Source organism: Plantactinospora sp. CA-290183, assembly GCF_050936375.1.
In the GTDB taxonomy this organism is placed as follows: Bacteria; Actinomycetota; Actinomycetes; order Mycobacteriales; family Micromonosporaceae; genus Plantactinospora.
On sequence record NZ_JBNJMX010000015.1, the window covers coordinates 22,534 to 49,067 of the forward strand.

The window sequence follows — 26,534 nt, forward strand, 5'->3', positions numbered from 1 at the left end:
GCATGACTGCCGCATCTCCGACCTCGTCGCCCCCTGTTCTGCCCGCGCACGCCTCCCAGCAGGGCCTGCTGGGAGGCGGTACCCCCGCCGCCAACTGCGGATTCGCCTACGTGGTCACCGGCGACCTCGACGCCGAACGCCTAGCCGCCGCGTACCACCATGCGCTAACCGGTTACGACGCACTGCGCCTGAGCCTGGTGTCCGGCCCGGAACCAGGATGGGCCGTCACCAGCTCCGTGCGCGCCATGGTTCACCTGCACCCCGGTGTCACCACCGCAGGCGTCGACGCGATCGTGCGGGAACGCACCACCGCGACCTTCGACCCGGCCGACGGCCCGCTAGGAGAGGTGCACCTGCACCGGATGCCCGACGGCCGGTGGCTGGTTACCGAGATGTTCAGCCACCTGATCGCGGACGGAAGCAGCCTGCGACTGTTGCACGAGCACCTGGCCGAGCAATACCGCAGCCCCGGGTCAGGCGGCCCCCGCGCCGGCAGTTACCAGCAGGTCCTGGCCACGACTCACCCTGCGCCCGACGCCGAGCACATGCTGCGGGAACAGTTCCGCGGCTATCGGACGCCGGCCGCTGCGGCCGTTCTGGGCGACGTGACCGGCGACGGCGGCCCACAGGAGGCCCGCGTGGAGCTTCGACTGACCGCAGGTGAGCGCGATCGGCTCGCCGCAGCGGCCAGCCGATCGCGAGCCACTCTGGCCGCGGCGGTGCTCGCCGCGCACGCCCATGCCGTGGCTCGACACCTCGGCGCCGGGGACATCGTCGTGCACGTTCCGGTCGACGCCCGCGACCCCGCCTCTGATGCCACGTTCGGGCAGCTGACCGTGCTCGCCCCGATCCGCCTCACGCACGACTGGTCCGATTCGCTGCGAACGCACCTGCGCCACACCGCGCGGGCGCTGCTCGCAGCCCGAGGCCGGCTGACAGCGGGACTTGCCCTGCTCGACGAGGTCGGCGCGCTGCACCGGCTGTCCGACCCCGCGGCGACCGCCTGCGTGGTCCAGGACAGCGCACCGCAGGCACCCGACCTGCCAGGCCTGAACTCCATCCCGGTCGCCATCCCCGACCAGCACACCGCCGGCGGTCTGACCACTGTGGTCCGTCACGACCGGGACACCACGACCATCACCCTGCGCGCCGCGCGCAACAGCGTTCTGTACCCGCATCTCGCCGGTATCGCAGCCACCATGAGGCATGTCCTCGACCTCGTCGCCGAGGATGTCGGCCCACCGCTGGGTGCCGATGCGATGCTTCCGGCTCTGGTGCGGCGGCCGGCGCTGCGGCACGCCCGGGCCGGGCAGCCGTATCCGTGGCGGCCCATCGACCACACCCTGCTCGACACGCTCGCCGATGAGCATCCGGTCGTCTCCGACGGTCCCACGACCTACCCGGCCGGCCGGCTACGTGAGCTGGCTCTGCACCGGCTGCGGGAACTGGCCGGCCACGGTGTCGGTGGCGGCGACATCGTCGTGGTCGACGACGCCACCACCATCGGCCGGATCGCCTCCTTCCTGGCGGTTCTCGGCGCCGGCGCGGTGTACGTGCCCGTCAGCAACGACACTCCCCGCCAGGTCCGCGACCAGATCATCCAGCAGTCGAACGCCGCCGTTCTTCTCACCGGCGACGGGTGCCGAAAACTTCGCGCAGACTGCCGCCGGCCGGCCGGCACGGAACGGACGGCCGGACCGGACGACCCGGCCTACATCATCTTCACCTCCGGGTCGACCGGCAGCCCCAAAGGGGTGATCGTCTCCCGGGCATCGCTGTCGAACCTGGCCCAGGGCGAGCCGGACCGTTTCGCGATCGCCCCCGGCAGCCGGGTGCTGTTGATCGCGCCGCCGACCACCGACCCCTGGCTGTGCCATGTCAGCGGCGCGCTGCTGGCCGGCGCCACCCTGGTTCCCGCCGACCTCAGCCGCGGCACCGTCGGCGATCACCTCGCCGCCGGTGGCGTCACCCATGCCTTTCTGCCCGTGGCGCTGTTCGACGATCTCGCCGCCGAACTGAGCACCGGCCGGAGCCTGCCCCAGCTGCACCTGGTGGCCACCGCCGGAGACCGGAGCCGGCCTCGGGCGGTCCGCCGGATCCTGGCACACGGTGGGCTGCGGGTCGTCAACGTGTACGGGCCGACGGAGGCGACTGTGACCGCCGCTGTCGCAGAACTCACCGACCCGGCCGACCCTGCGCCGGTCGGCAAGCCCATCCGCGGGCTCGGCGTACGTATCGCCATCGACGGCGTCGCGACCGCGCCCTGCGGGGTGCCCGGGGAGTTGCTGCTGACCGGGGCTGGACTGGCTCAGGGATATCTCGACGACCCCGCCACGACTGCGCGCCGGTTCACCACCGATGCGGCCGGGACACGCTGGTACGCCACTGGCGACCGCGCGCATCTGGGCACCGACGGGCAGGTGTATGTCACCGGACGGCTCGACCGGCAAGTGAAGATCCGCGGATTCCGGGTCGAGCCAGGACACCTGGAGGCCGCTGCTCACGCTACCGGGCTCTGCGGGGATGTGTACGCGCACGTCGTCGTCCAGCCTTCCGGGGACAGCGTGCTGCATCTGTACGCCGAACACTGCCCCGATCCGGCGGCTCTGCAGGATCAACTGCGCCGCCAGGTTCCTCCGGCGCTGATCCCTGCCAGGATCGTCGCCGTCGACCAACTGCCGCGCACCGCCGCCGGCAACGTCGTGATCGAGCAGCTTCCGTCACCACCGCCGAGAGCCGCTGCGACGGCGATGACCGGGGTGCTGGCCGATACCTGGGCCAAGGTGCTGGGCGCCGCGCCGGCGCCCAACGACGACTTCTTCGCCTGCGGCGGAGACTCGTTGCAGGTGCTGCGGCTGGTCCGGGCCATCCGGCAAGCCGGCGGCGAGCTGACGCCCGAGGACGTCTACCAGCTGCGTACCGCCACGGCGTTGCACACCGCCGTCACGCAGGACCTCGCGGCACCGGGGCAGGATCCGGCGTCGGATCCGGCGCCGTCACGCACGCCGCTCGGGCCGGCGCAGCAGTGGTTCTTCGCCATGCAGGTCGCCAATCCACGCCGCTGGCATCAATATCACTGGATGCCGTGGGCCGTGCTGCCTGACGGAGACGACCTCACCCGGGCGGTGCACGCCGTCGTGCAGTCCACCCCGTTGCTGTCGGCCAGCATCACCGCCGACGGAATCGACTACAGGACGTATCCGGACCACGCTCCACAGTCCGTGCCCGTCCACCACCCGTCCGCCGGCGCCGACCTGGACACGATCGTTCGTGACCTGCACGAGCGTGTCGATCACCAGACCGGGCGGATGCTGACTGCGGCGGCGCTGCGTCACCGCGACGGCTCCGGAGTCCTGCTGCTGGTGGCTCATCACCTAGTCGTCGACGACTGGTCATGGCACCTGATCACCGATCGGATCCGCAGCGCCGCAGCCGGGCAGGTACTGCGCCCGGACACCGGCTACCGCTGCTACGTTGCCGCGATCCGGCGCGCCGCCGATGCGGGCGCCTACCGGTCACAGCCGCGTCGGTGGCAGGCGGTCTTGGACGCCGGAGCCACCACGCACCAGGGAGCCGGAACGCCCGCGGCGGGCCGGCTGACCCGGACCTTGACCTTCGATCTCCGCACGGTCGCGGCCGACTGGGGCGTTTCTCAGGCAGCGGCACTGCTGGCCTGCCTCGGTCAGGCGCTGGCAGCGGCCGGCCTGCCAGGCGCGACCGTCGTAAACCTGGAACGCAACGGACGAACCGCGCTGGCGGGCACCGACCTGTCCGACACCGTCGGCTGGCTGGCACTGCACCACCCCGTCGTGATCACCCACGAACCGGCTACCGCGCGCGTGGCCCGCGGCATAGCCGATCTGCTGTCGGCGGTCAGCGACAGCGGAGTCGGTTACGCCGTCACCCGCTGGGACAGCCACAGCACCGAGACCCGGATCGGGCGCATCGCCGTAAACATCGCCGGCAGCCCAACGTACGGCACACCGCCGGCCGCAGGAGCCGGTGATCTCCTGGACCGGCTGGACCGCTGCCCGGTCCCGGCCAACAGCCCGGACAACCACCTGCCGTACGACGCCTCGCTCGTGTTGCGGCCCGGACCAGGCGACACCGTGACCGCCGAGTTCGACGTCGCCGACGGTGCCTGCTACCTACCCTTCGCCGAAGAGATCATCGACGGCCTCACCGCAGCTCCCGCAACACCGGCGCCACCGATCACGCCGATCTTCCACCGCAACGTCCCGGTAACGGCCATGCAACGGCTGATGCTGGGCACCGCGAGCGACGGGCCGGGTGTGTACCGCCCCCGGCAACTGCTGGAGTTCCCCGAGATCCCGACCACGGAGGCGGCCTCGTTCGCTGACCGGCTCGCCGCCATGCTCGGGACGCTCGCCCCCTTCCGGTCCCGCTTCACCGATACCGTCGCCACGATCGCGCAGTATCTGGCTCCGCCCACGGCCCTGGCCGTACACCGCCGGCCAGGCCATGCCGCAGCGGGCGACCAGTGGTTGCACTCGCCGGACGACGTCGACGCCGCCGCAGTCCGGCACGGCGCCGCACCCGCGTCCCTGACCGTGTTCGACGCCCTGGACGGACCGACACAGATCGGGATGACACTGCACCACGCGGTCGCCGACGGGATGAGTAACCGCACACTGCTGGATCTGATCGGCGCCATGGCCCGGGCCTGGAGCACCGGAGCTCCCATACCTGGCGACCGGCCCGTCGACGGTGACCTCGACGCTCTGGTCAAGCACGCCGCCGCTGAGCAGCACGCCCAGGAGCAGCACACCAGTGATCAGAAGGGTGACGATTCGGCAAGGGGGCAGCCTGGCCGAATCGGCGCGGTTTTAACCGGCGGCGCGACCGGTCGACCAGCAGGGGAGAGTCCGGCCGCACCGCATGGCGAGGACGCCACGGCGAGCCTGGACGCCGACGCCACCCGGCGGCTCACCACCTGGTCCGTCGGCCACGGTGTCGACCTGCGCTCAGTGCTGGCCGCAGCCGCCGTGGCCACAGCACGCGAGCACACCGCAGGGCCTGTCCACCTGGTCGTCAGCGGCCGCACCCCCGACATCGCCGAGACGATGCACGCCCTCGGCATGTTCTGGTACTTCACCGTGATTAGCACCGGAGCAACCGGTACAGGCGGTGACCTGGTCGCGCTGACACGCCAGGTCCATCGACACGCAAGCGCTCCGCTGAGCACCGTTCGTGCCGCCGCGATCCAATGGCCTTCCTGGACGCGCCCGGACGCGACCAGTGTCAACTACATCAAGGCCTCGCAGCCAGGCACCGGCGGCGAACCGGCGGGTGTCCGCGTCACCGGCAGCCGCGACCTGTTCCACCATGACCGCCAGCTGCAGTTGCTACACCAGGCCGATGGCGCGATCCAGATCCGCTGGTACTGCCGGCACGGCACCGCGCCGCACCTGCTCCGTGACTACCTCGACCGGCTCACTGCCGCCGAAGAGCCAGACCGCAGCCTCGCCATCGAGGAGAAATCATGACCCTGCCCGGACCGTTCGCACCCCAGCCTGGGGAGCACCTGCTGACCTGGGCGGCGGCCAACACCGATGAACTGCGACAGCGTCTGCGCACCGACGGCGTCGTCTGGCTCCGCGGTTTCGCCGCCGCCGAGGTTGACCTCGCCCAGCACCTGCTGACTCAGCTCGGCGCCGAACTGATGGAGGACGTGTTCTTCTCCACCCCGCGCAGCGCCGTCGCCGGCAAGACCTACACCGCCACCGAATATCCCGCCGACCAGATCATCCCGCTGCACAGCGAGATGGCCTACCTCACCCGTTACCCCCGGCTGCTGTGCTTCCACGCGCTGGTCTGCCCCGCCACCGGTGGGCATACCACCGTCGCCGATCTCGACGCGGTCACCGCCCACCTCGGAGATCTGCCGGACCTGTTCCACCAGCGGAAGGTCCGCTACACCAGGGTCTTCCACCCCGGCGTCGACATCCCGCTTAGCACGGCATTCGGCGCCGACGATCCCGCCGTCATCGCTGGTATCGCCCAGCGGCACGGCATGACCCTGCACGACGGCCCCGACGACCCCAGGCTCGTCTACACCGCGCAGGGAGTTCTGCGAGACAGCGTCACAGGGAAACTGGTGTGGTTCAACCAGGCATCCCTGCACCACCCGGCCCAGCTGCCCAATGCCACCCGCGCCGCCCTGACGTCCTTGTACGGCGCCAACGGGCTACCCCGGCAGGCGCATTTCGCCGACGGGCAACCGATCAGCGACGAGATCCTGCACCAGATCTCCGATGTACTCGAAACCAACACTCAGCTCATCGACTGGCAGCCCGGCGACGTCGTGCTGGTCGACAACCTGCGCTACCTGCACGGACGCAGCACCTTCTGCGGCGACCGCACCGTCCATGTCGCGATGGGGATGCCCTGCCACGGCGCCCAGCGCGATCCGCTGTTCAGCTGAACTCGACACTGCGACCCGAGGACGCCTCATGACTGAAGCCCCCGCCCATCCCGTCGCCGGCGGCGGCACGAGCTCACCCGGTGGCCCCGGAGCGGATCTGGGCGACCTGCTTGGCCACCGTCGGCAGGCACCTCGACGAGCAGCGGCGCACCGCGGCGGCGCTGGCCGACGCCAGGATGCCCGCAGACCAGCACGGGGAAGTCGTCCGGCTGCTGCGCACCCACCTCGCCCTCCCCGGGGCACCCCGTTTCTACGACCCTCGCCCCCGGCTGGCCCGCAGCAGGGACGAGGCGCTCGCCGCCATGGCGGTCCCGCTGGAGATCTGCGCGGCCAGCCGGGGTATCGGCACCGTGCTGCGCGGGCGAGGGCTGCCGCGGTCCAAGACCACTACGACCTGGCCGCCTACCCGATGCTGCTCGACGATCTGCGCCTGGCCACCATCATCGAGTTCGGATTGGGTACCGGCGCCAGAGCGCAACGGCTGGCCGACATCACCGCCTGCCACGAACTACAGCCGCACATCGTCTCGATGGACAGCCGCCCGGTACCGTGCGTCAACGACCGGGTTAAGTTCCTCGCCGGCAACGTCGCGCACCTGCCGGAACTGCCGCCCGAGAAGCTGACTCGCACCTTTGCTAACCCCTGTCTGATGACCGAGGACGTGCACGCCTGCGTGGACCAGATCCTGACGGCGGTGGGCCAGTTCCTGTCGCCGTGGAACTACCTGCTAGTCGAGGACAGACTGCCCACGCGCGACGGACTGCGAAATCTGACCGCCCACGGAACGTACCTGCTCGACACCCGCTACACGGATCTGTTCGGACAGAACGTCACCTGCGTGCCCGACTCGATCCCGCCCAAGACCCATATGAGCTACGCCACCGCGGAGGGCGCACGGTGACCGGCGAGCCGTTGTGGAACTGGGTGGACCCTGAAGCCAGCGCCCTGGCCCGGCAGGCGATCGACGCACGGCTCGCCCGGCGCGACCGGCTCGAACCGCTCAGCGCACCGGGCATGCGCATCACCTCCGACGACATGCTCCGGTGGGCGCTGACCGGCGCGGAGTTTGGCACGCTTCGAACCCGTCACCACCAAGGACTGGCAGTTGACACGGTCACCCTGCACGCCGGAGACCGTCGTACTGAGCCCGGCGTGCTGTACCGGGTCGACGACACCGGTTACTTCCTGCCGGTTGACGTCACCGGGCCGCTGCCGTTCGGGGACGGAACGCTGGACTGGGCGTACGCCGAACACCTGATCGAGCATCTGCGGCTCGGCCAGGCGATCGACTGGCTGCGCGAGGTCCGTCGGGTGCTGCGGCCCGGTGGGGTACTGCGACTGACCACCCCGGACCTGAGCCGTTACACCCAGGCACACGCTGATCCGGCGGGCCCGTTTTTCGCCGAGCACCGGTCTCGGATCGACGCGGTCGTGCCGGCTGTCACCCCTATGCCGGACCGGCCGGCGTTCATGCTGAACCAGCTCTTCTACCAGTTCGGCCACCGGTGGATCTACGACGAGCAGGAACTGCGGTACGCCCTCGAACAGGCTGGATTCGTCCGGGATACGACCAGCCGGTGCGCCTTCCGATCTGGCCGTGATCCCCACCTGTCTGCGCTGGACAGCGAACTGCGCCAGGACGAGACGCTGTACCTGCAGGCGGTCCGCTGACCGCCGTCTTCTGCCGCCGGGTCAAACGGCTTGGGTTCACCCCACCATGGTCCACCTCTCGGCAACTCGACACGGACGCGAGGAGCGTCCACTCAACGAAGCCGATAGTTCACTATTGCGCATTCGGGCATCGTAAGAGCTGTTTGTGGTGGTGGTGACGGCCGCCCCGACCGACTTGATGCCATGCCTCTCGACGTCCGGACTTATCATTTCGGCCGGCGATGGAAGGGGCTAAAAAAACCCCGACCAGTGGGATCGGCCGGTCTGAGATCGGCGGGACAGGGACGCCAACATCGCCACGCTGCTCACCACCCAAGCGAACCGGTGCGGCCGTCCGTTAGCAAGGAAGAGCCTCTAGTGGGAAACAAGTAGCCGGTGGTAGGTCGGAGCTTGCCCTCGACATGAAGTGAACGCACCCCCAACAGTGGTGGGTCGGTGGCTCACTCCTCAGCCCTCAGGCTGAGACCGTCGCGACGGATCGTCGCGCCGTCTCCCGAGCGTTTCGCTTTCGTCGAAGTCGCCTCGATGCCAGGCGGCAACATCGAGTTCAAACGCCTTAGCATCGAACGCTTCTGGGATTGGCAGGTTGAGTAGCCACTCATTGACCAGAGAGACGAACTCAGTCACGTTCGCGTCGTCAACGGATGGATGAACTGCGAAGAAGGCGAGGAGCCCTTGTGCTAGCGGCTCGTCTCCGTGGCACCACGGACAGAGGGGAACCAGCCGATTGGTTCCTTCGCCGAGCGATCCCGCTGGCCAGCGCGCCAGTTCGGGCGGTAGTCGCAGCATTAGGTACAGCCCGCCCTCGCACTGGTGGCAGCGTGTGTCGTTGGTCTCGATGGACCACCCGGATGCGCCCATCATTCCAGACATCCGGCGCCGAGGAGTGCCTTGAGTTCGCTGAGTAGACTTACGGACGGCTCGACTGCGAAGCCCTTCAGTTCCAGCAGAGTGACGCGTTGTCCGTCGCCGCGGAGCTTGACGCGCACCGTCGTCTTCCCTGGATGATCTTCCAGGACGCGCTTGAGGCTGCCGGCCAGCTGCGGCACGACCCGGTGCACGGGCAGCACGATGACCAGGGGCGGATGCGCCGCGAGGTCACCTTCAGAGAACTCAAGGATCTTGAGGTCCGACCCGAAAATACTCGTCGCACCGTCGCGGTGGTTGACGTTGCCTTGAACTGCCACGATTCGGTCCGGCGCAAGCTCTGTCCCGAAGAGTTCGTAGGTCTTAGCGAAGAACAGGACCTCGATGGTTCCGGACAGGTCTTCGACCTTGATGATGGCCCACGGCTTGCCATCCTTGGTTATTCGCCGTTCGACACTTGCGATCATTCCGGCGATGATCACTTTCGCACGGTCGGGCGTTTCCTCACCGATGGAAGCGATGGCAGTGTCGCTGTTCTTTCGGAGAATGCGTTCAGCTCCCGCCAGCGGGTGGTCCGATACGTACAGTCCGAGCATCTCCCGCTCGAAGGCGAGCTTTTCCTTCCGATCCCACTCCCGGTCACTGATCTCGAACGCGAAGGCGGCCGGGTTCCCGTCGTCCGTGGGCATCATTTCGCCGAACAGGTCGTACTGGCCAATTTGCTGATTCTTCTTGAGGCCGACGTGAGAATCGATCGCATCGGCGTGAACCGAAAGGAGGCCGCGACGGGTATGTCCGAGCGAATCGAAGGCGCCAGCTTTGATCAATGATTCGACGGTGCGCTTGTTGCACGCCACGAGTTCGACCTTGTCGAGGAAGTCCGCGAACGAGGTGTATGCACCCTTCTCATTGCGTGTCCTCACGATCGACTCGACGACGTTCGCACCGACGTTGCGGACAGCGCCGAGGCCGAAGCGGATCTCGCCCATACCAACGGGGGTGAAGTGCTGGTCGGAATCGTTGACGTCCGGCGGAAGAACGCGGATGCCCATGCGACGGCATTCAGCCAGGTACACCGCCATCTTGTCTTGGGCGTCGCCGACACTCGTGAGGAGGGCGGCCATGTACTCGGCGGGATAGTTGGCTTTGAGGAAAGCGGTCCAGAAGGAGATGATGCCGTAGCCGGCTGTGTGCGACTTGTTGAACGCGTAGCCGGCGAACGGAAGCAGAATATCCCACAGCGTCTTGATCGCTTCATCGGAGTAGCCGTTGGCCTTCATGCCAGCTTCGAAGCCGATGAACTCCTTGTCGAGAATCTCCTTCTTTTTCTTGCCCATGGCGCGGCGCAGGAGGTCTGCCTGACCAAGGCTGTAGCCCGCCACTTTTCGGGCGATGGCCAGGACCTGCTCCTGGAAGACGATCAATCCGTAGGTCGGGTCGAGAATGTCGGCGAGCGTTTCCGCGAACTCACGGTGGATAGGCACGACCGGCTTGCGGCCGTTCTTGCGGTCGGCGTAGTCGATGTGCGCATTCGCAGCCATCGGGCCTGGCCGGTAGAGGGCGAGGACGGCCGCGATGTCGACGAAGTTCGTCGGGGCCATGGCTTTGAGCAGCGCCCGCATCGGTCCGCCGTCGAGTTGGAACACGCCGAGCGTTTCGCCACTGGCGAGTAGTTCGTAGGTCTTGGAATCTTCGAGTTTGTGTGCGGACACGTTGAAGTCGGGGTTGCCGGTGGTTCGGCGGACGTTGTTCACAGCGTCGTCGATGACGGTGAGGTTGCGAAGCCCCAGATAGTCCATCTTGAGCAGGCCGATGGCCTCGCACGAGGGGTAGTCCCAGCCGCTGATGATGGCGCCATCCTGGTCCCGACGCCAGACCGGCAGGATGTCCAGCAGCGGGTCCTTGGACAGGATCACGCCGGCCGCGTGAACCCCAGGCTGGCGGATTAGTCCCTCCAGCCCGAGGGCGGTGTCAAAGACACGTCGAGCATCGGGGTCCGATTCGATCAGTGCGCGGAACTCGGCGGCCTCGCCATATCGGGGATGGTCCGGGTCGATCATGCCGGCGATTGGGATGTCTTTCGCCATCACCGGCGGCGGCATCGCCTTCGTCAGCCGCTCGCCCATGGCAAACGGGTAGCCGAGGACGCGTGACGCATCCTTGAGCGCCGCCTTAGTCTTGATCGTTCCGAAGGTGACGATCTGGCATACTCGGTCGTCACCGTAGACCTCGGTGGTGTAGCGAATCATCTCGCCGCGCCGACGCTCGTCGAAGTCGAGGTCGATGTCCGGCATCGAGACCCGCTCGGGGTTCAGGAATCGCTCGAAGATCAGCCCGTGATGGATCGGGTCCAATTCGGTGATCTGTAGCGCGTAGGCGACGAGACAGCCGGTTGCCGATCCACGCCCTGGGGCGTAGCGAATCTTCTGGCTTCGCGCGTGGCGAAGCAAGTCGGCCACCACGAGGAAGTAGGCGGGGAAACCCATCTGTTCGATGATCCCCAACTCGTAGTCGGCACGCGTGACGTACTCGGGCGGAACGCCGTCGGGGAAGCGGAAGGACAGCCCCCGCTCGGTTTCCTTCCGGAGCCAGCTTCCCTGCGTCTCGCCGTCCGGTACTGGGAACTCCGGCATCCGGCTGTTGAAGGCGAACGCCTCGTCGTAGGGCTGGATTCGTTCGGCGATGAGAAGCGTATTCAGGCAGGCATCTCGTAGGTCACCGTCGAAGATCTTGCGCATCTCCTCGGGACTTTTGAGGTAGTAGCCGTCTCCGTCGAAACGAAATCGGTTGGGGTCATCCAGCGTGCTGCCCGACTGGATGCACAGGAGTGCATCGTGGGCCTTCGCCTGATCCTGGGTGACGTAGTGCGAGTCGTTGGTGGCCAGCAAGTTCAGGTTGAGCTTCCGCCCGACATCGAGAAGACCTTCGCGCACGCGGCGTTCGATGTCCAGGCCGTGGTCCATCAGCTCCAGGAAGAAGTTGTCAGCACCGAAGATGTCTCGATAGTCGGCTGCGGCCTGGAGGGCCTCCGCGTCCTGGCCGAGCCGCAGGCGCGTCTGCACCTCACCGGAGGGGCAGCCGGTGGTGGCGATCACGCCGGCAGCGTGGCGGGCGATCAGTTCGCGGTCCATCCGCGGCTTGTAGTAGTAGCCCTCGATGCTGGCCAGGCTGGAGAGCTTGAAAAGGTTGCGCAATCCTTCGGCGGTCTCCGCCACCATGGTCATGTGGGTGTACGCGCCGCCGCCAGAGATGTCGTCCCTGCGGTCACCTGGCCCGCCCCAGAAGACCGGCTTCTTGTGGAACCGATCGTGCGGGGCGAGGTACGCCTCGATCCCCACGATCGGCTTGACGTTGGTCGACTTGGCCGCCTCGACAAACGAGTACGCACCGAACATGTTGCCATGGTCGGTCATGGCAACCGCTGGCATCCCGAGCCGCTCGGCCTCCTTGAACAACGGCCCGAGCTTGGCCGCACCGTCAAGCATCGAATACTCAGTGTGAACGTGCAGGTGCACGAACGAGTCCGACATCTGAACCCGTCTCCCGTCCCGGTCACGGCCTCGTGGAGGCTGAATCAGCGCCTCAGCCTAGTGCTCGTACGGGGTGGTCGGGGTCGCCTGACACCCCAGAGAGACAAACGGCACGGACCCTATCGATGAGGCAGCGTCGACGGGGATCGTGTTGGCGAGATTACTCACCGCTACGCGCTGGCATCGCGCACAGGCCCGTCAGGCTAACAGTTGGGTGCGCGGCAAAGCAGTGAGCCGGCTTTTGGACGGCGGCGGTCGGCGAGCTAAGAACACTCAGGCCAACGAGCGGCTCTGATCAGGCGCGTTGCGCTCCGATGGGCTGGGTTCGGCGGGCTGCCTTCGGGCGTGCGGCGTGAGGCACCGCCCCCAGAAATCTGCTCCTGCTCGCCTCCACTCGTTGCCAGGGGCCCAGTGAGGTGCGACGAACGAGACCAGGATCGGCGTGTCGGCGCGAACCTGCCCTGCCGGGGCCATCGCGGAAGCGAAGAAGATCGCCCAGTCGGGGACGGCGTGATCAGGCGGGACGGCCACCCGCCTACCCCAGCGTCGATATGTGGATTGACGCTGGGGTAGGCGTGCACCGCCAAGGCGTGGCCGGTAGGTGTTCGCTGCTGGTTGAGGTTGGCTGGGGGCGGCCGGGCATCGTTCCCACGTCAGAGCTCGGTGGCTCGGGGTTGACTCAGGTGTCCCGGCCGACCTCCAGCCAACCTCAACCATGCCCGGACGCGGTGGCGCCGAACGCGGAGTGCTCGTCGTAAAGCTCGCCGCGGGCCAGGCAGTGGTGAAGGCCGCTGAGCAGGCGGCCCGCGACGATGCGCAGCGCACCGGCATAGCTGTCGCCGACGGTGCGGCGGCGGTCGTACAGGCCCCTGCATCCCGGTGACCTGGTCAGCGACGAGAACGCCCACCGATGGCAGGTGGTCTTCAACCGGCGGTTGCAGACCCTGCGGTGCGTGACGTGCCGACTCGAACCACTCGCCCAGGTCAACGGTGCCAAGCCCGCATAAGCGCGAAGACCTTGACCGGTGGCGAAGCGGGTCGGGTCGTCGCCGATCTCCGCAAGCAGCCGCGCGCCGGTCAACGCCCCGCACCCGGGAAACGACAGGTAGATCTTGGCTGCGGGATGATCGAGGAAGGCCTCAGTCACCTGCGCGGTGAGCTGATCGCTGGTCTCGCAGGCATGATCGAAGAAGGCGAGAGTCGCTCGCACCTCGACAGCCATGGCCTCCTCGACCGATGCGGGCAGCCGGAGTACCGGTACCGCGAACGCGTCACGCAGCCGGTACGCCTCGTCATCGATCAGGCGTATCCGTCCGGCGCCGGCGAGGATTTTCGCAAGCCGGTACTGAGTCAGCCGCCCAGCGGTGGCGGCGGTGGGCCCGGCGGCGAGGACCGCCCGCGCCTCAGCGCGACGGATCCCGTGGTCCATATCGGCCCAGACCCTGACCGCAGCCGGGTGCGCCTCCTGCAGCAGCGCACGCAACTTGGCCTGTACCTGATCACGCGTGCGCTGAGCCCGCAGCTGCGCATGGACGAGCAGCCTGGTTGACGCCGCCTCCGGCGTGCACTCTGGCAGTGAACGCAAGCGGCCCCAGCCGTCGCGAAGATACATCGCGATCAGTTCTGCATCGGATTTGTCAGATTTTTTCCTGGTCGGTGAGGCTCGGCGACGGTAACCGGCGATCGCTCCCGGCGGGACCTGAAACACCGGCTGCCCCTTGGCTCGCAGCGCGTGGACCAGCAGGCCCCGGTTCGTTTCGATCCCGACCGGGACCTGCCGCCGCCCGTGGGTGTGACTGGTCCGCAGGCCGTTCAACAGCCCGAAAAGCTCACGGACCCCGTCGGGCGTGGCTGGCACTCGGGCGCGGGCGACGACCGCCCCGAGCCGGTCCACGACCGCGACATCATTGAGATGCTCGCTCCAGTCGATGCCGGCTACGAACCGTGGTGACCTGTCCATCCGTACCGAACCCCCTGCCTGAGACGGGATTCAGGCGAGGAAGCGGTACGGACCGACTCCTGCCTGAACACACGGGCACGCCACGGCTACCGCAATAGGCGGGCGGGAAGCACGAATTACCCCGCGCAAACCACCGCTTGGCAGCGCCGTCAGACACCACACGTGAACACGGTGTGGTGCGGCGAGACACCCCCACTCAGGTGGGGAAATACAAAGAGCCCGATCAGCTGGGCAAACCCGGCGTACGCCCGGGACTGGAACACCCCCACGCAGGTGGGGAAGCTGATCGCCAGAGAAGATACCTCACCAACCGCCCCAACGCCACCAACTCACACCAGGTGCACAGTGGCCGAGCCCGCGCACGGTCGGGCCTCGCTGCTACCTCCGCGCCGCTCTTCCTGGGTCGATCTCACCGTTCTCCACGAGTGGACTCACGTGGGCCCCGCCGGTTGCGCCGATTGGTCTGCAGGATGCGACAGGGCCGCACCTCTCGTACCTGAGCCCGCTCGATTGCGGAGGCCCACCCCCGCCGCTACGCTGCTGTTCGAACGTGAGTGCGAATCCTTCCCCCCGTTCGCTCACGGCACGGACCATCTCGCGTGGGGGGGACGTTGTGGCAGGAGCAGCCAAACAGGACGATGGCTCACCGGATCTTCCGACCGCGATGAGGTCGAGCGGATTCTGGCGGAGGTGTCGGCCGGCCGGGGACGACGGCCCGCGCCTGGCGCGCCGGTCCGCCGTGCGGTCGACCCGGCGGTCGCCGACCGGTCCTCCGCAGCGGCGTTGGCGGTGTCGGAGGAACTCGCCGAGTTGCTTCCCGCCGGGCTCCGGCAGGGCGCCACGGTGCGGGCGACCGGCTCAGTATCGCTACTGCTGCTCCTGCTCGCCGGCGCGATGGCGGACACGGACCGGTGGAGCGCAGTGGTCGGCGCGCCGAACCTCGGCCTGGCCGCCGCAGCCGAGTTCGGTGTCCCGTTGCATCGGCTGGCGCTGGTTCCGCACCCAGGACCGGACCTACCAGCCGTCGTTGGCGCACTGGTCGACGGGATGAGTCTAGTCGCCGCTGTGCTACCGGCTGAGATCGGCGAGGCGACGGCGCGAATGCTGAGTGCGCGGGCCCGCAGCCGCGGTTGCGTTCTCATCGTGGGGTCTGTACGGGCTGGGTGTGTCGACCTGGAGATCGGAGTCAACGCACGCTGCTGGATCGGTCAGATGGTGTCGTGGGACGGCTGCGGCACTGCGAGTTTGACATTGAGGCGCGGGGACGAGGCGCAGCCGGCCGCCCCCGCCGCGCGACGATCCGCCTGCCTCGACTCGCCGACGCCGAGTGGAGCCAGCCGCGCCAACTGAGGGAGCAGCGGCGCAGGGCAATCGGCACGAATTCGTTGAGAGGTTCTTCCTCAGTGTGGGAGACCGGGCCGGGCGGCCTGCCCGCCGCGACACGCCAGACGGGATGACGATCGAGAACGTGTGGGCTCCGGCGCGGACCGTGATGGCCGGCGCAGATAGTGGGTCCGCGCCTGTCGAGTGGTCTCGACGATTCGCCGACAAGCCGCGACCGCCTGGCTGGCGTTGCGGGTTGACGGAGAAAGAGTGTGGGAGAAGACGCCCCGGCTACCGCCGTTCCGGACCTGACGTTCCCAGACGGGTGTTCGTTGAGTCAGCCGGGGATGATCTCGCGCGGTACGCCTACCGGCGCTGTCGGTGAGGCCGACCTTCACCTCGATCAGGTCATCGACCCGCCGCCCAAAACCGTGTATCGGCTTGCCGGCATGCTCAACGACTCGCTCCGGTTCAGCGGCGCTGCTGGGCCAGAAGACCCACCCAAGGTTCACAGGCCCCGACACCAGCACCCCCACAGATAGCACGGTTGTACGAGGGGCGAGTCTAGTCACACCACCACCGGTAGCAGCCTGCGACACGACGACCGGCCGGGCACCGGCTGCCGGTGACGATTAGGCGAATCGGCGACGTTCAGCGAGCACAGCCCGCCGCGTGGCCCCTGTTGCCCTACCCGCCGAAGGTCGTCCCGACCGCCGGCCGGCGATGAACGCGCTGGCTGCGCCGACTCGCGTTAGCAGTGGACTGGGCGTTTGACGCGACGGCCTTTCCGTGCGTGCCGCCCGCAACACCGCCATGATGCAAACACTGGCCGACCTGCCATCCATCGTGATCGCCGACCTCTTCGGGATCCATCCCGGCACCGCCCACTGATGTTCGAAGTTCCCCGGCAACAGCTGGTCGGGCTACCTCCCCGACCTGCCCAACAACGCACGCGCCCGACCAACTGGCCGGACCTGAAAGCCCGTCACCGTCGTCCGGCGTCGGCCAACGGGCCGGCCGTGTCTGCCACTGGATTGCCGCGCTGCGCCTCGGAATCGCCCGTGGTGACGTCCTGAGGGTGAAGATCAAGCCGGATCCGGACCAGGCGGCCACGATGCCGGACGCGGCCGAACGGGCCGTCCAGCGCCGTGTCGACTTCCACTTCGACAACGACCGTCGGCTCGACCGGGATGAACGCCAGCGGGTGCCGCTCGGCGAAGTTGCCAGTCCACGCGGCCGGCAACGGGCACGGCCACGGGTGCCCGGCGCCAGGACCGCGGAACAACAGGCCGCGCAGCGCCCGGACTAGATCCTGACGATCGTCGGCCTTCACCGGATGAGTCTGTCCCACGAAACGGAAAGTTCCACTCCCGTCGAAACGACCGAGCAGCAATGTCACCGGCCGATCGAGGGCACCGGTCACCCCACCGATCACGAACTCGGCCGTGTCACGAGCACGGACCTTCACCCACAACTGGGCGCCAGCGCGATAAAGGCTCGCCGCCGGCTTAATCACGACGCCCTCAACACCGGCAACGCCCAGGTCGTCAAGCCAGCCCAGCGCGACGTCCCGGTCCCCAGTCTGCGGACAGACGGCGATCTGCGCAGGCGCGCGGCGCAGCAACCGCTCCAGTTTCGTCCGGCGCGTGATCAGCGGCTGACCAAGCAACTCGACGCCGCGCCCATCGCGGAGCAGATCGAACGCGACCAAATGGGCCGGATGCTGCCGGACAACCTCCGGCAGCCTGCGGCCGGCAGTCAGCCGGCGCTGCAAAAGCGAGAAGCTGCACCGGCCCCGTTGGGCGTCCCAGACCAGCAGCTCCCCGTCCAGCACCGTCCGGCCCGGCAACACGTCCACCAGCGGGGACACCAAGTCCGGGAAGAATCGAGTGAGATCAACACCCTGACGCGACTGGATCCGCACACCACCGCCCGTGCGCCACACGATCGCCCGGAACCCGTCCCACTTCATCTCATAGACCGATCCGCCACCCGACTCGGGCACCGATCGGGCCGCGACCGCCCGAACCGGATCCACAGGCCAACTCAGCACGACCGGTCCTCCCACACTCGGAACGCCGAACGCTAACCCCGTACACAGATAGGCTGACCTGCGGATATGCCGAATTCGCTGAGCTTGAGAGGACGGCCAGACGGAGCCGAGGGGGCCCTCCACGACAGCGACAGGCACAACGGCCCCGAATTGGCCGAAACACCGCTCGCTGGCTATCCGACCTCGATCTCGACATGGTTCATGGCGTTCCGCCGATCCAGTTCCGCCGATCCAGGTCGCTGTGGTCCCGCAGTAACCCAACGGGAGCAGCCGTCCACGCGGCCCGAGCAGGCGCTACGCCCGGCGCCCGGCCTGAGCCACGACCCGTCGCCAGATAGCGGTTGCCCAGCGGCTTGCGGAACTCGTGGCGGACGTCGCGGCAGGTGACTTACCGGGATCGGCGTGAGACTTGGCTAGCGAGACATCGACAGCTGGTGGTCGTGCGCATACGGTAATGGGATGTCGTTGAGGCCCTCGTGTCGTCTGCTGAGTGCCTACGGATACAACCTTGGTGGTCCCCGAACCTGGAACCTGCACCGGTTCGCCGTGGGTGACGAACTCCGGAACGGCTGGTACGACGAGACCGATCCGACGCACGAGTTCGCGCTGCGTGCAGCAGAGACGGCCCGTGATCGTCTTGGCGTGCGGTCCGGCCGTCCCCCTACTGTTGTGGATCTACCGGCGGTGTTCATGGAGGCGCTCGAGGTCTCCCCGCCGGACTGGTCCCGGGAGGCCAACGCCCCACCGACGCCCAGCCTCAGCCTGCCGGCCACGTCGGAGCTGCGCTCGTGGGATCGGGTCGGAGTCGCCCAGTTCGTCCTCGTCATCGCCGACTCGTTGTTCGACCGCGACGCGGAGGACGTCGCCCACCACAACGGGGACGACTACATCCTCGATCCGGCGGTCGGCGTTTCCGGTGACCCGGACCTCGACTGGGACCAGGTCCTCATCGGCACACTGACCACGCTCGGTCTTGAACCGGTCGGCATGCCGGACTGGCTGTGGTTCCGCTCCAGTTGGTCGGACGAATAGTCCGCCCTGGCCGGCGGGCTGGAAGGAAGGCTGCGACCCGGCGGCTGCTGCCGGATCAGGACCTGCAGCGGACAGGGGCGGTGCAGCCTCGGCCGTGTAGGCGTCAGAGCGCAGGCGGGGCCGATCTGCGGTGGTCGCAGCGGATCCGGGGGTGGTCGGCCAGGAATTGGCGCAGATGGCCGGAATGGGAGGCGTTGGACAAGGCTGCCCAGGACTGTTCGGCAAGCCATGTCGCTGCTCGGTACGCGAGTTCTGTTGGAACTGGTGCAGTTGGGCGCCCGGCCCGGTCTCCGGCGGCCTGGAGCATCGCCCCGTATGCATGAGTCAGTGGCTGTGGAGTTGGATGGCCGAGGGTGGTCAGGCTGGCCGCGAGTGTCTGGGGAATGTCCAGGCCGGCAATGTCAAGATCGCCGACATAGAAGATTCGCTCGGGTGCGGCCCTCAGTTGCAGGTGGTCGGCGATCTTGACGATCGGGTCGGGTTGGGCGGCCTCCCAGCCGTTGCCGAATGCGACCGCTGCGAATGGTCCGGGTGTTCGGTGCAGCGCGCGCCATGCGGAGTCGAAGGTCGACTGGTTTTCGATGACTAGCAGATCGCTGCAGTCGGCTAGTCGAGCGGCGCGCAGCGGGGCGGTGGGTTGTTCATAGGCAAGGTCGCTTGGCTGGAGACGGTCGGGAGCGAAGATGCTGCTCGACTCGATCCTGGCCAGAGTCTTCTCGTCGCCGAAGACCTTTAGTGACCGTTCTTCGCGGGCTACCGGCTCGATGAGACGGGCGGCGTTCCGGTAGGTGTCCACGAGCGCCCGCTGGTGGAAGTTGTCGCTACGGCACCCCGAGGTGACCGCGCCGATCGCGGCGATCTGGGCCCGCCTCGGCTACCTCCCGGAGGAGGCGGGGCCGCTGATCGCCGACGGGATCACGCCGGCCACGGCACGGGAGATGGAACGGCACGCCGTGCAGGAGGCCGGTGGCCGGGACGAACTGGCCGCCAACGCATCCGGGAAATAGTCGAGGCTGGAGAGATCGTCGACCCCGGCCGGGTGGTCCGCCTCCCGGACCCGCCCCGCGAGATCGTCACGATCCGCGACGAGGAGTAGAGGCGACCGTCGCCGGCAGCGGACCACACACCCCTGCCCCTCCTCCCGAAGGGAGGGAGCAGGGTAGGGCAGGGGCACTGTGAGTCACGCGTGACGTCACGCGTGACGAACTACTGCATTCCGACGACAAGTCCCCGTCGGGCCGCGTCCTCAACGCCGGACCAGACCTCGAACTGACCTCAAGGGCGACGTCCTGCTCTACCCCATGGGGGTGGGCCAGCAGGTGCAACCGACACACAAACCAGCCCCGGAGACGCTTCCCGACGCTGACCAGGGCATTCCTGTCTCCACGCCGTACACCCCGCAGAGGGGGCACGAAACGTCGCTGATTGATCCCGGACACGCGGGTGTGTCGCGTCGCGAAGGTGTCGCGGCCTGGCCGTACCTTCAACGTCCAGCACCAAAACGCACACGCACCGCTCTCCACGCTCGGCTCCCGCTCCGCGGGGCGTCCGCGCGGCGTCCCGGACGAACGATCCGGAATGGCCGATTAGGAGAGATCGGTGCCAGTGCAAGAGCAAGAAGAGGTTCCGGAACCACCACGGCCTGTTCCGCTCGCCGAGCGGATCTGGCGGATCGTGGGGTCCGTGCTTGAGGTGGCGGCGCTGGTCGCGGCTCACCAGCAGCACGAGGGCCTCGCCGTGGCGGCCAAGGCCCTCGCGGTGCTGGGTGGATCCACGGTGGTGGCGCTGACGAGCTACTTCCGCCGTTGACCCGCTGAGTAATTCGAGTGACCTGAGGGGCGGGACGTTGGCGCGTTCTGCCCCTCAGCACTTCCACCATCACACGTTGCGCCTTATTTTTGCGTCGTGTAACGGCTGACCGAACGTACGTCAGCGCTGGCGGCAAGGCTAGGACCGACACTCGGGTTGACTCATTCCGCACGAGCCGGTAGCCCGCCAGCCGGAATCAACCCTGCCGACATCCAGCGGCAGAACCCGCCCCCGCGCCACACCGGCAAGGCATCAGCCCACCGGAATGATCGACGGGAAGTCCACGCCGGGTACGCGAACGGCGCGCGGCAGGAAGCTGGCCGGGCGAGATGAGCGAAATGCCAGCATGCGCACGTTTATTCGGGGGGTCAGGGGACGGCGGGTAGCAGATCGTCATCGCGGCCGGTCTGGGACAGCCCGGAGGCGTCGACGATGGCGGCGATGGTGTCCTCGATCGGGCTGGTCTCGTCGATGACGAGTTCGTCGGGCCAGCCGAGGACGTCGCGCGGGCTGTACCAGCCGGTCATGTTCTCCGGTGTGAACTCGCTGGCCTCGGGGCGGGTGGTATGTCGGCGCAGGGTCTCCGGCAGCGTGACGTCGAGGTAGCAGAACAGCGACGTTCCCTGGTGGGCCTCGCGGAGACGGATGAGCATGTCTCGGTAGCGGCTGGTGTGCAGGATGCCGTCCAGGACGACGTGATAACCGTGGTCAAGGCAGAAGCGAATATTCTGCTCGATCAGCGCCGGCGCGAGGCCGCCCGGCTTGTCTCGTTCCCTGAGCAGGATTCGGCGAAGATGATCTTGCTCGACCAGGGCGCACCCGCGGCCGTGGCGGCGGCGTAGCTGGCGGGCGATGGTGCTCTTGCCCGAACCGGAGTTGCCCCTGATGCAGATCAAGATCGTTGAAGCTCGGGAATTGCATTCGATGCAAGATGCGTCAGCGGCGTGGCCGTGTGGCATGGCGAATCGTAGCAGTGGCCGCCCAGGACCTGCGGCCGATCAGGGTGCACCGACGGGGCGGGGTGTTGGCCATCGGCGTCCTTCCGGGCAGCATGATCCGACTGCTGACCAGCCGGCTTCGGCGCCACGGCGCCCGGCCGGATGGCAGCACCACCTCGACGTGCTGGAGACCGAGGTGTACCGGACCCGCCGCGAACGGCGCGACGGTCCCGAGCGTACGGCCCGTGGGAGGGCGTTAGCTCGGCACTCCGGGCATCACCGCTGGCGGCGCCGCCCCGGAGTGCTCCGGACGTACGTCATCGTCCAGGTGCCGTCGGCGGCCGGCTCGGGTTCGGCTTCGTAGCGGTGATCCTGGTCCGGGGTCATGCCCGGTACCGAGTTTCGCTGTTCCAGGACCCACACGGCGGGCGGGCCGCCGTCCGGGCCGGCGGACAACTCGCGCACCGCGCCATCGGCCGGGCCGCCTCGGAGCATCACGGTCACAGTTCCCACCGCCTGATACTACGAACGGGCGGCCAGCTGCGCGCGGCCCGTCGCGACCGGCCGTGTCCAGGCACGCGCCACGCCCCGCGACCGACGGTCCCGGCAGGGACCACGCCGGGCATCGTCTCGCAGCGGGCAAGGGCTCCGAACCAGCAACTCACACCAGCTTATGGACCGGGCTTCGGGCCCGCCGCTGACCGACGCGGAACGGGATGCGGCCCCACTGACGCACCGCCTGGGAGTAAACGATCGGCGGCCACGAGCGGCACGAGAACACGCCCTACCTGACCCACTACGGAAGGTACCTGTGGATAACCGGGCGGTCCGGCGGGTTATCCACAGGTTGAGGCGCCGGGCCTTTCCAACCATCCGGCCACGGCCGCACCCTCCTTCCATGCGAACGCCAACCGCGACTCCATCAGCACCTCACGATCGGCAAGCCCGGCACGGCCCGGACGGCTCCTCCGCCGCGTCGCGACGCCGTAGCGGGGTGGGACCTCGATGACCTCGCTGGCGCAGGTAGGCGCGCGTCTACGAGCCACCATCACCACCATCCGCGCCGGCGCGGCGCTGGCGGTAAAGGCGTCGACCCAGTTGTCGGAGGCCACCGACCGTCTGCGCGATCATCTGCGTGGCGCGGACGTCCCCTCCGCCACGGGCCTCATCTCCAGCCTGCTCAGGGCGGTCGACAGGGCACGGAATGCTGCCGCGGCGGCGAGGCGCAGCGCCGCCGCGGTCGAGGCGTACATGGTTACCATCGGCATCTCCGTCTCCGACGGGGACCCGCCAATGAACCCGGCGGCTTCGCCCGAGCCCGTGCCGCATTTGGCCGCGGTCGCGGGGAGCCTGCGGGCGATGCTGCCCCGCGGCGCGAAGACGGTCGGCATGCTGGTCAGCCCGGATGGCCGTACGCGGAGCAAGCCGATCTGGAGCGGCGAGGACGGCCCCGGCCAGGGAGCGCCGGGACTGCGTCGCGATTCACCGCTGCGCTGGCACCAGATGGCCTCGGCCACCCAGCACGTGGAAGGCCACGCCGCTGCCGTACTCCGCAGACCGGACGCCCCCAAACAGGCCGTGCTGGTGGTGTCCGCGCCGCCCTGCGGCGGGCCGAAGGGCTGCCACCGGCGGCTGGCCGAGATGCTCTCCGAAGGCACGACCCTGCGGGTGTACGTTGCCGGTGACAATGGCACCACCACCTGGTGGGCCGACTACCACGGCAACGGACGAGGAGTCGCATGAGTCCCGGCTACTCGCTCTACTGGGGCGCCGACCACACCGCCCTGGTATCCGCGCCCGCCGACCTGGACGCCGTACTCGACCAGATCGCCAGCACGGCACCACACATCGTCGATGTCGTACCCGATGACAACGACGACCTCGGCCTGCAGATCGGCGTCGGCCACCCCGACCGCGCGGTGCTCCTGGTCTTCGGGATCGAAGGCGGTTACGCCTACGAGCCCGACCTGCCGCCCTGGCCCGAACCCATCGACTACGACCAGGGCGGACAGGCGACGACCTACATCCCGGAACGGACCAGACTCACCCCGGGCACCGCCCGACGGGCAGCCCACCACTACCTCCTCACCGGCACACCACCCGCCGACCTGCAACTCGACCCGAACTGATCACGACAATCCGGCTGGGATCGGTGGCCGGCGGTGTCGGCGACCGGGCGAGCTCGGGGCAACCACAGGTTGAACTCCACCACCTCGTCAGCGGCCTACAACGCCACCGCACTGCCCGGGTTGGATCTGGCGCCGCTCAACGTTCTGCACCTGACCCTGCAGAGCCTCGGGTTCACCGACGAGATGAGCGACGCCGACCTCAACGCCATCGTCGCCGAGACCCGTCCACGCGTCGCCGATCTGCCGCCGCTGGAACTGTCCCTCGGCCCCGTCGGCCCCGACGCCGAGGGAATCGGCCTCCTCGTCGACCCGTGGAACGGGATCGAACACCTCCGCGCCACCATCGCCGCGGTGTGGCGAACCATCCCCTAACCCGCGCAGGGGTTCCGGCCGCACGTCACCATCGTCTACAGCGGCTCACCAGCGCCGACCCCACCGATACGGGCCCGACTTGCCGAGCTCCGCAGCCGGCCTCCAGCACGCGCGACAATCAGCGACGTCGCGCTGATCGCGCTCCGCCGCGAGGACCGCACCTACCGATGGACGACGATCGCAACTGTGCCCCCTGGGGCGAATGACGCCGATGCGGCCTCAATCTCGGTTGGGTAGAACCGCCGTCGCCCGCGGCATGGGTAGACGGACGGCAGTTCCACGGCGACGCGAGGCGGGGCATCTACCGGGTGGGGCGCGTACAGGCCCCACGGCGTACCACGCGACGCGGCTGCCGTAGTAGGGGTCAGTCCGGATCGGGCATCAAGCCCAGTGCGCGGAGTTGTTGGACGTGCCGCGCCGGTGGTTGATGCGAGTCCCGGTCTGAGGGGCGCGGTCCCTCGGGGCCGTCCGGCCCGACCCGGATGAAGGTTTCGACCCGGATCACCCGGCGCGACACGCCCCGCACTTCGAAATCGTCGGTACGCGGGGGCTGGTGCGCCGCGCGGGCGCGTTCGTAGGCCGCCATGAACTCCTCCATCGGAGTGTCCTCCTCCGGCACGAGGTCCGCGATGGAGAAGGACCCAGCGTCCCGGGCAGCCTGCGGCGTCGCGTACGTGGTGACCGACCGGGGCCGCCAGCTGCCGTCGACGTACTCTGCGATGGCGTAGCCGACCGGGAGCAACACCACGTTCGGATGAGTGGTCACCGCCCGGCGGGAGTCGGCGTCTACGTCCTCGGGGACGGTCGTCGGCTGGTGATACGCCGAGATCATCTCCATCCGGACGAGCCCGCCGGTGAGGCCGGTACCAGCGGTCGGGTCGATGACGAATCCCTCCATCGGCGATGTGTCCCGCTCCGCCTGGCCCGGCGGGTACGGGTCCGGATCGGTGGGCCGGGGCGGCTCCGGCCCGTCCGGGCCCATCCGGATAAACGGTTGGGCCCGGATGATCCGGTAGCGGCGACCGTTGACGGTGAGCTGGTCGACCGGCTCCCAATCGAGCAGTTCGTACGCAGCCTCGCACTCGGCCCGCTCGGCCGCGTGCCCCGCGGTCCGCGGCGTCTCGCTGAACACCTTCCGGAAGTGCGACGCGAGGCCGTCCCGGGCATCCTGCGGCTCGTCAGCGTTGAGCCGCAGGACCCGCCACCGTCCGTGCACCTCCTCCGCGCAGCCGAACATCGGGGCAGCCCACAGAAGCGTCGGGAAGGCAACCGAGCGGAGTCGGGCGTCGTCCTCGGAGACCGCCGACACCGGATCGCCCCGCTGAACGATCTTGACCAGCAGGTGCTCGGGCACCCGCTCACCGCGATAGGCCATGTACGCATTGTGTTCCATCGGCTGCAGGACCGCAGCCCCGCCACCACCACAATCGTCCTAATACCAGCAGTGCGTCCCCCGGGCTGACCGGTCGCGCACACAGCGCGAGTCGGGGCGGTCTGCCTGCCGGTCGGTCCGAGCGCCCTCATCAGCAGGGCCTAGGGTGCGCTTACCGTTCGGATCGAAGATAGTGCATTGCCCTTGTGCACACCTCGGTCAGTGCGCGGACTACACCGCCGTACATCGGCAGCTTCTGCTTCTCCAGTGGCGCCCAGACGAGCCGGATGTAAAGGTTGCCGTCGTATGCGACGAGTGCGGGGCCAAGGTCCTTTTCCACGTATGCGTAGGCGGCAGTTCCGAGACCGGACACGGGCGTCAGGACAGTGTCGGCGGGGATGGCAGCCCGCAGCCCTTCGTACATTCCCTGGGCGCTACCGTTGTTGATTATCGTGATTTCGGCCATCGCGACACCGGCGGCCTGACCCTCTCCGAGGATGGTGCTGCAGTTCATGGAGACCACGTTTCCCGTGGCGGATCTGTCTTCCTGGGGATCGTTGCCCTTTCGGCCGACTTGCGTGGACAGTGGACCCCACCCGATCGCGGTGCAAGGTTGGCTCACCGCCGCGTAACTGCCGCCGGTGGGGTACGGCCCCACCGAGATTCCGATGCCCTCCGGAGTAGTGCTTGGCGCCGTTCCGGTGGGCTCCTGCTGTGCTGGCTCCCGCGCGGCATCTTTGGGCCAGTAAATCACTGCGGTCGTCACAATCGAGGCTGCTGCGATCGAGACCACCACCGCAAGAATGGTGAGGGGGATGCGTCGGCGCGGATTTATCTGTCTGTTCGGCGCCGTCTGCTGGCCGTCGGCGAGATGCGGCTCGCCGTAGCCCTCTTCGTGATTTGACATGTTGGACTCCTGTGGATCCTAATTGGGGCGCAGTGGGATGGCGGATCCAATGAAGGGAAAATGCGCGTCGGCGGGCCTGGCTGAACCTGACGGCATTCGAATCCGTTGGTCCCCTTAGTGCAACCG

20 protein-coding genes are annotated in these 26,534 nt (G+C 68.1%); 10 read left to right on the forward strand and 10 right to left on the reverse strand.

Annotation, left to right across the window (positions count from 1 at the left end):
* Nucleotides 1-2: 2 nt before the first annotated feature.
* Complete coding sequence (locus ACQEUR_RS19435) at nt 3-5,507, forward strand: AMP-binding protein (RefSeq protein WP_433033015.1); 5,505 nt, start codon at nt 3-5, stop codon at nt 5,505-5,507.
* Complete coding sequence (locus ACQEUR_RS19440; protein ID WP_433033018.1) at nt 5,504-6,445, forward strand: TauD/TfdA family dioxygenase; 942 nt, start codon at nt 5,504-5,506, stop codon at nt 6,443-6,445. Before ACQEUR_RS19435 ends, ACQEUR_RS19440 begins: the two co-directional genes overlap by 4 nt.
* Before the next feature lie 73 nt (nt 6,446-6,518).
* Here the strand turns inward: ACQEUR_RS19440 and ACQEUR_RS19445 are convergent, their stop codons facing one another.
* Complete coding sequence (locus tag ACQEUR_RS19445; protein WP_433033021.1) at nt 6,519-6,665, reverse strand: hypothetical protein; 147 nt, start codon at nt 6,663-6,665, stop codon at nt 6,519-6,521.
* 189 nt (nt 6,666-6,854) lie between these two features.
* Between ACQEUR_RS19445 and ACQEUR_RS19450 the strand changes: the two genes are divergently transcribed.
* A complete protein-coding gene (locus ACQEUR_RS19450) occupies nt 6,855-7,346 on the forward strand; it encodes a hypothetical protein (protein WP_433033024.1) in 492 nt (163 codons plus the stop codon).
* Entirely contained in the window at nt 7,343-8,116 is a 774-nt protein-coding gene (locus ACQEUR_RS19455; RefSeq protein ID WP_433033027.1) for a class I SAM-dependent methyltransferase, read from the forward strand. Before ACQEUR_RS19450 ends, ACQEUR_RS19455 begins: the two co-directional genes overlap by 4 nt.
* 447 nt (nt 8,117-8,563) lie before the next feature.
* Here ACQEUR_RS19455 and ACQEUR_RS19460 read toward each other — a convergent pair whose 3' ends face one another.
* The 4 genes from ACQEUR_RS19460 to ACQEUR_RS19475 form a co-directional block, all read right to left on the reverse strand.
* A complete protein-coding gene (locus tag ACQEUR_RS19460) occupies nt 8,564-8,989 on the reverse strand; it encodes a DUF6300 family protein (RefSeq protein ID WP_433033030.1) in 426 nt (141 codons plus the stop codon).
* On the reverse strand, nt 8,977-12,513 hold the full coding sequence (gene dnaE, locus ACQEUR_RS19465) for a DNA polymerase III subunit alpha (protein WP_433033033.1): 3,537 nt from the start codon (nt 12,511-12,513) through the stop codon (nt 8,977-8,979). Before dnaE ends, ACQEUR_RS19460 begins: the two co-directional genes overlap by 13 nt.
* A 709-nt stretch (nt 12,514-13,222) precedes the next feature.
* A complete protein-coding gene (locus ACQEUR_RS19470) occupies nt 13,223-14,473 on the reverse strand; it encodes an IS110 family transposase (protein ID WP_433033036.1) in 1,251 nt (416 codons plus the stop codon).
* Between the two features lie 2,308 nt (nt 14,474-16,781).
* Nucleotides 16,782-17,849, reverse strand: coding sequence for an ATP-dependent DNA ligase (locus ACQEUR_RS19475; RefSeq protein ID WP_433033039.1), 1,068 nt, complete (start codon nt 17,847-17,849; stop codon nt 16,782-16,784).
* A gap of 459 nt (nt 17,850-18,308) precedes the next feature.
* Here ACQEUR_RS19475 and ACQEUR_RS19480 point away from each other — a divergent pair, with 459 nt between their 5' ends.
* Entirely contained in the window at nt 18,309-18,881 is a 573-nt protein-coding gene (locus ACQEUR_RS19480) for a hypothetical protein (RefSeq protein ID WP_433033042.1), read from the forward strand.
* A gap of 103 nt (nt 18,882-18,984) precedes the next feature.
* On the opposite strand, the gene ACQEUR_RS19485 is transcribed toward ACQEUR_RS19480, so the two are convergent.
* Nucleotides 18,985-19,677: a Wadjet anti-phage system protein JetD domain-containing protein gene (locus tag ACQEUR_RS19485; protein ID WP_433033045.1), complete on the reverse strand. Its 693-nt coding sequence runs from the start codon at nt 19,675-19,677 to the stop codon at nt 18,985-18,987.
* Between ACQEUR_RS19485 and ACQEUR_RS19490 the strand changes: the two genes are divergently transcribed.
* Together ACQEUR_RS19490 and ACQEUR_RS19495 are read left to right on the forward strand one after the other, a co-directional pair.
* Nucleotides 19,670-19,888: a hypothetical protein gene (locus ACQEUR_RS19490; RefSeq protein WP_433033048.1), complete on the forward strand. Its 219-nt coding sequence runs from the start codon at nt 19,670-19,672 to the stop codon at nt 19,886-19,888. The two genes, ACQEUR_RS19485 and ACQEUR_RS19490, sit on opposite strands and share 8 nt — an antisense overlap.
* A 592-nt stretch (nt 19,889-20,480) precedes the next feature.
* Nucleotides 20,481-20,690 (forward strand): hypothetical protein, encoded by a 210-nt coding sequence (locus tag ACQEUR_RS19495; RefSeq protein ID WP_433033051.1) that lies wholly within the window; start codon nt 20,481-20,483, stop codon nt 20,688-20,690.
* A gap of 368 nt (nt 20,691-21,058) precedes the next feature.
* Here the strand turns inward: ACQEUR_RS19495 and ACQEUR_RS19500 are convergent, their stop codons facing one another.
* Together ACQEUR_RS19500 and ACQEUR_RS19505 are read right to left on the reverse strand one after the other, a co-directional pair.
* Nucleotides 21,059-21,649: a kinase gene (locus ACQEUR_RS19500; protein WP_433033054.1), complete on the reverse strand. Its 591-nt coding sequence runs from the start codon at nt 21,647-21,649 to the stop codon at nt 21,059-21,061.
* Nucleotides 21,650-21,904: 255 nt separating this feature from the next.
* Nucleotides 21,905-22,141 (reverse strand): hypothetical protein, encoded by a 237-nt coding sequence (locus tag ACQEUR_RS19505; protein ID WP_433033057.1) that lies wholly within the window; start codon nt 22,139-22,141, stop codon nt 21,905-21,907.
* A 492-nt stretch (nt 22,142-22,633) separates the two neighbouring features.
* Here ACQEUR_RS19505 and ACQEUR_RS19510 point away from each other — a divergent pair, with 492 nt between their 5' ends.
* The 3 genes from ACQEUR_RS19510 (at nt 22,634) to ACQEUR_RS19520 (ending at nt 24,129) form a co-directional block, all read left to right on the forward strand.
* Nucleotides 22,634-23,371, forward strand: a complete 738-nt coding sequence (locus tag ACQEUR_RS19510) for a DddA-like double-stranded DNA deaminase toxin (RefSeq protein WP_433033060.1) — start codon at nt 22,634-22,636, stop codon at nt 23,369-23,371.
* The gene (locus tag ACQEUR_RS19515; RefSeq protein ID WP_433033063.1) at nt 23,368-23,757 is read left to right on the forward strand and encodes an Imm1 family immunity protein; all 390 of its coding nucleotides are present in this window, start codon (nt 23,368-23,370) and stop codon (nt 23,755-23,757) included. The genes ACQEUR_RS19510 and ACQEUR_RS19515 overlap by 4 nt, the downstream gene beginning before the upstream one ends.
* Nucleotides 23,758-23,826: 69 nt before the next feature.
* Entirely contained in the window at nt 23,827-24,129 is a 303-nt protein-coding gene (locus ACQEUR_RS19520; protein ID WP_433033066.1) for a 2'-5' RNA ligase family protein, read from the forward strand.
* A gap of 364 nt (nt 24,130-24,493) precedes the next feature.
* Here ACQEUR_RS19520 and ACQEUR_RS19525 read toward each other — a convergent pair whose 3' ends face one another.
* Entirely contained in the window at nt 24,494-25,504 is a 1,011-nt protein-coding gene (locus tag ACQEUR_RS19525) for a DUF5954 family protein (RefSeq protein ID WP_433033069.1), read from the reverse strand.
* 169 nt (nt 25,505-25,673) lie between these two features.
* A complete protein-coding gene (locus ACQEUR_RS19530) occupies nt 25,674-26,408 on the reverse strand; it encodes a hypothetical protein (protein WP_433033071.1) in 735 nt (244 codons plus the stop codon).
* Nucleotides 26,409-26,534 lie beyond the last annotated feature (126 nt).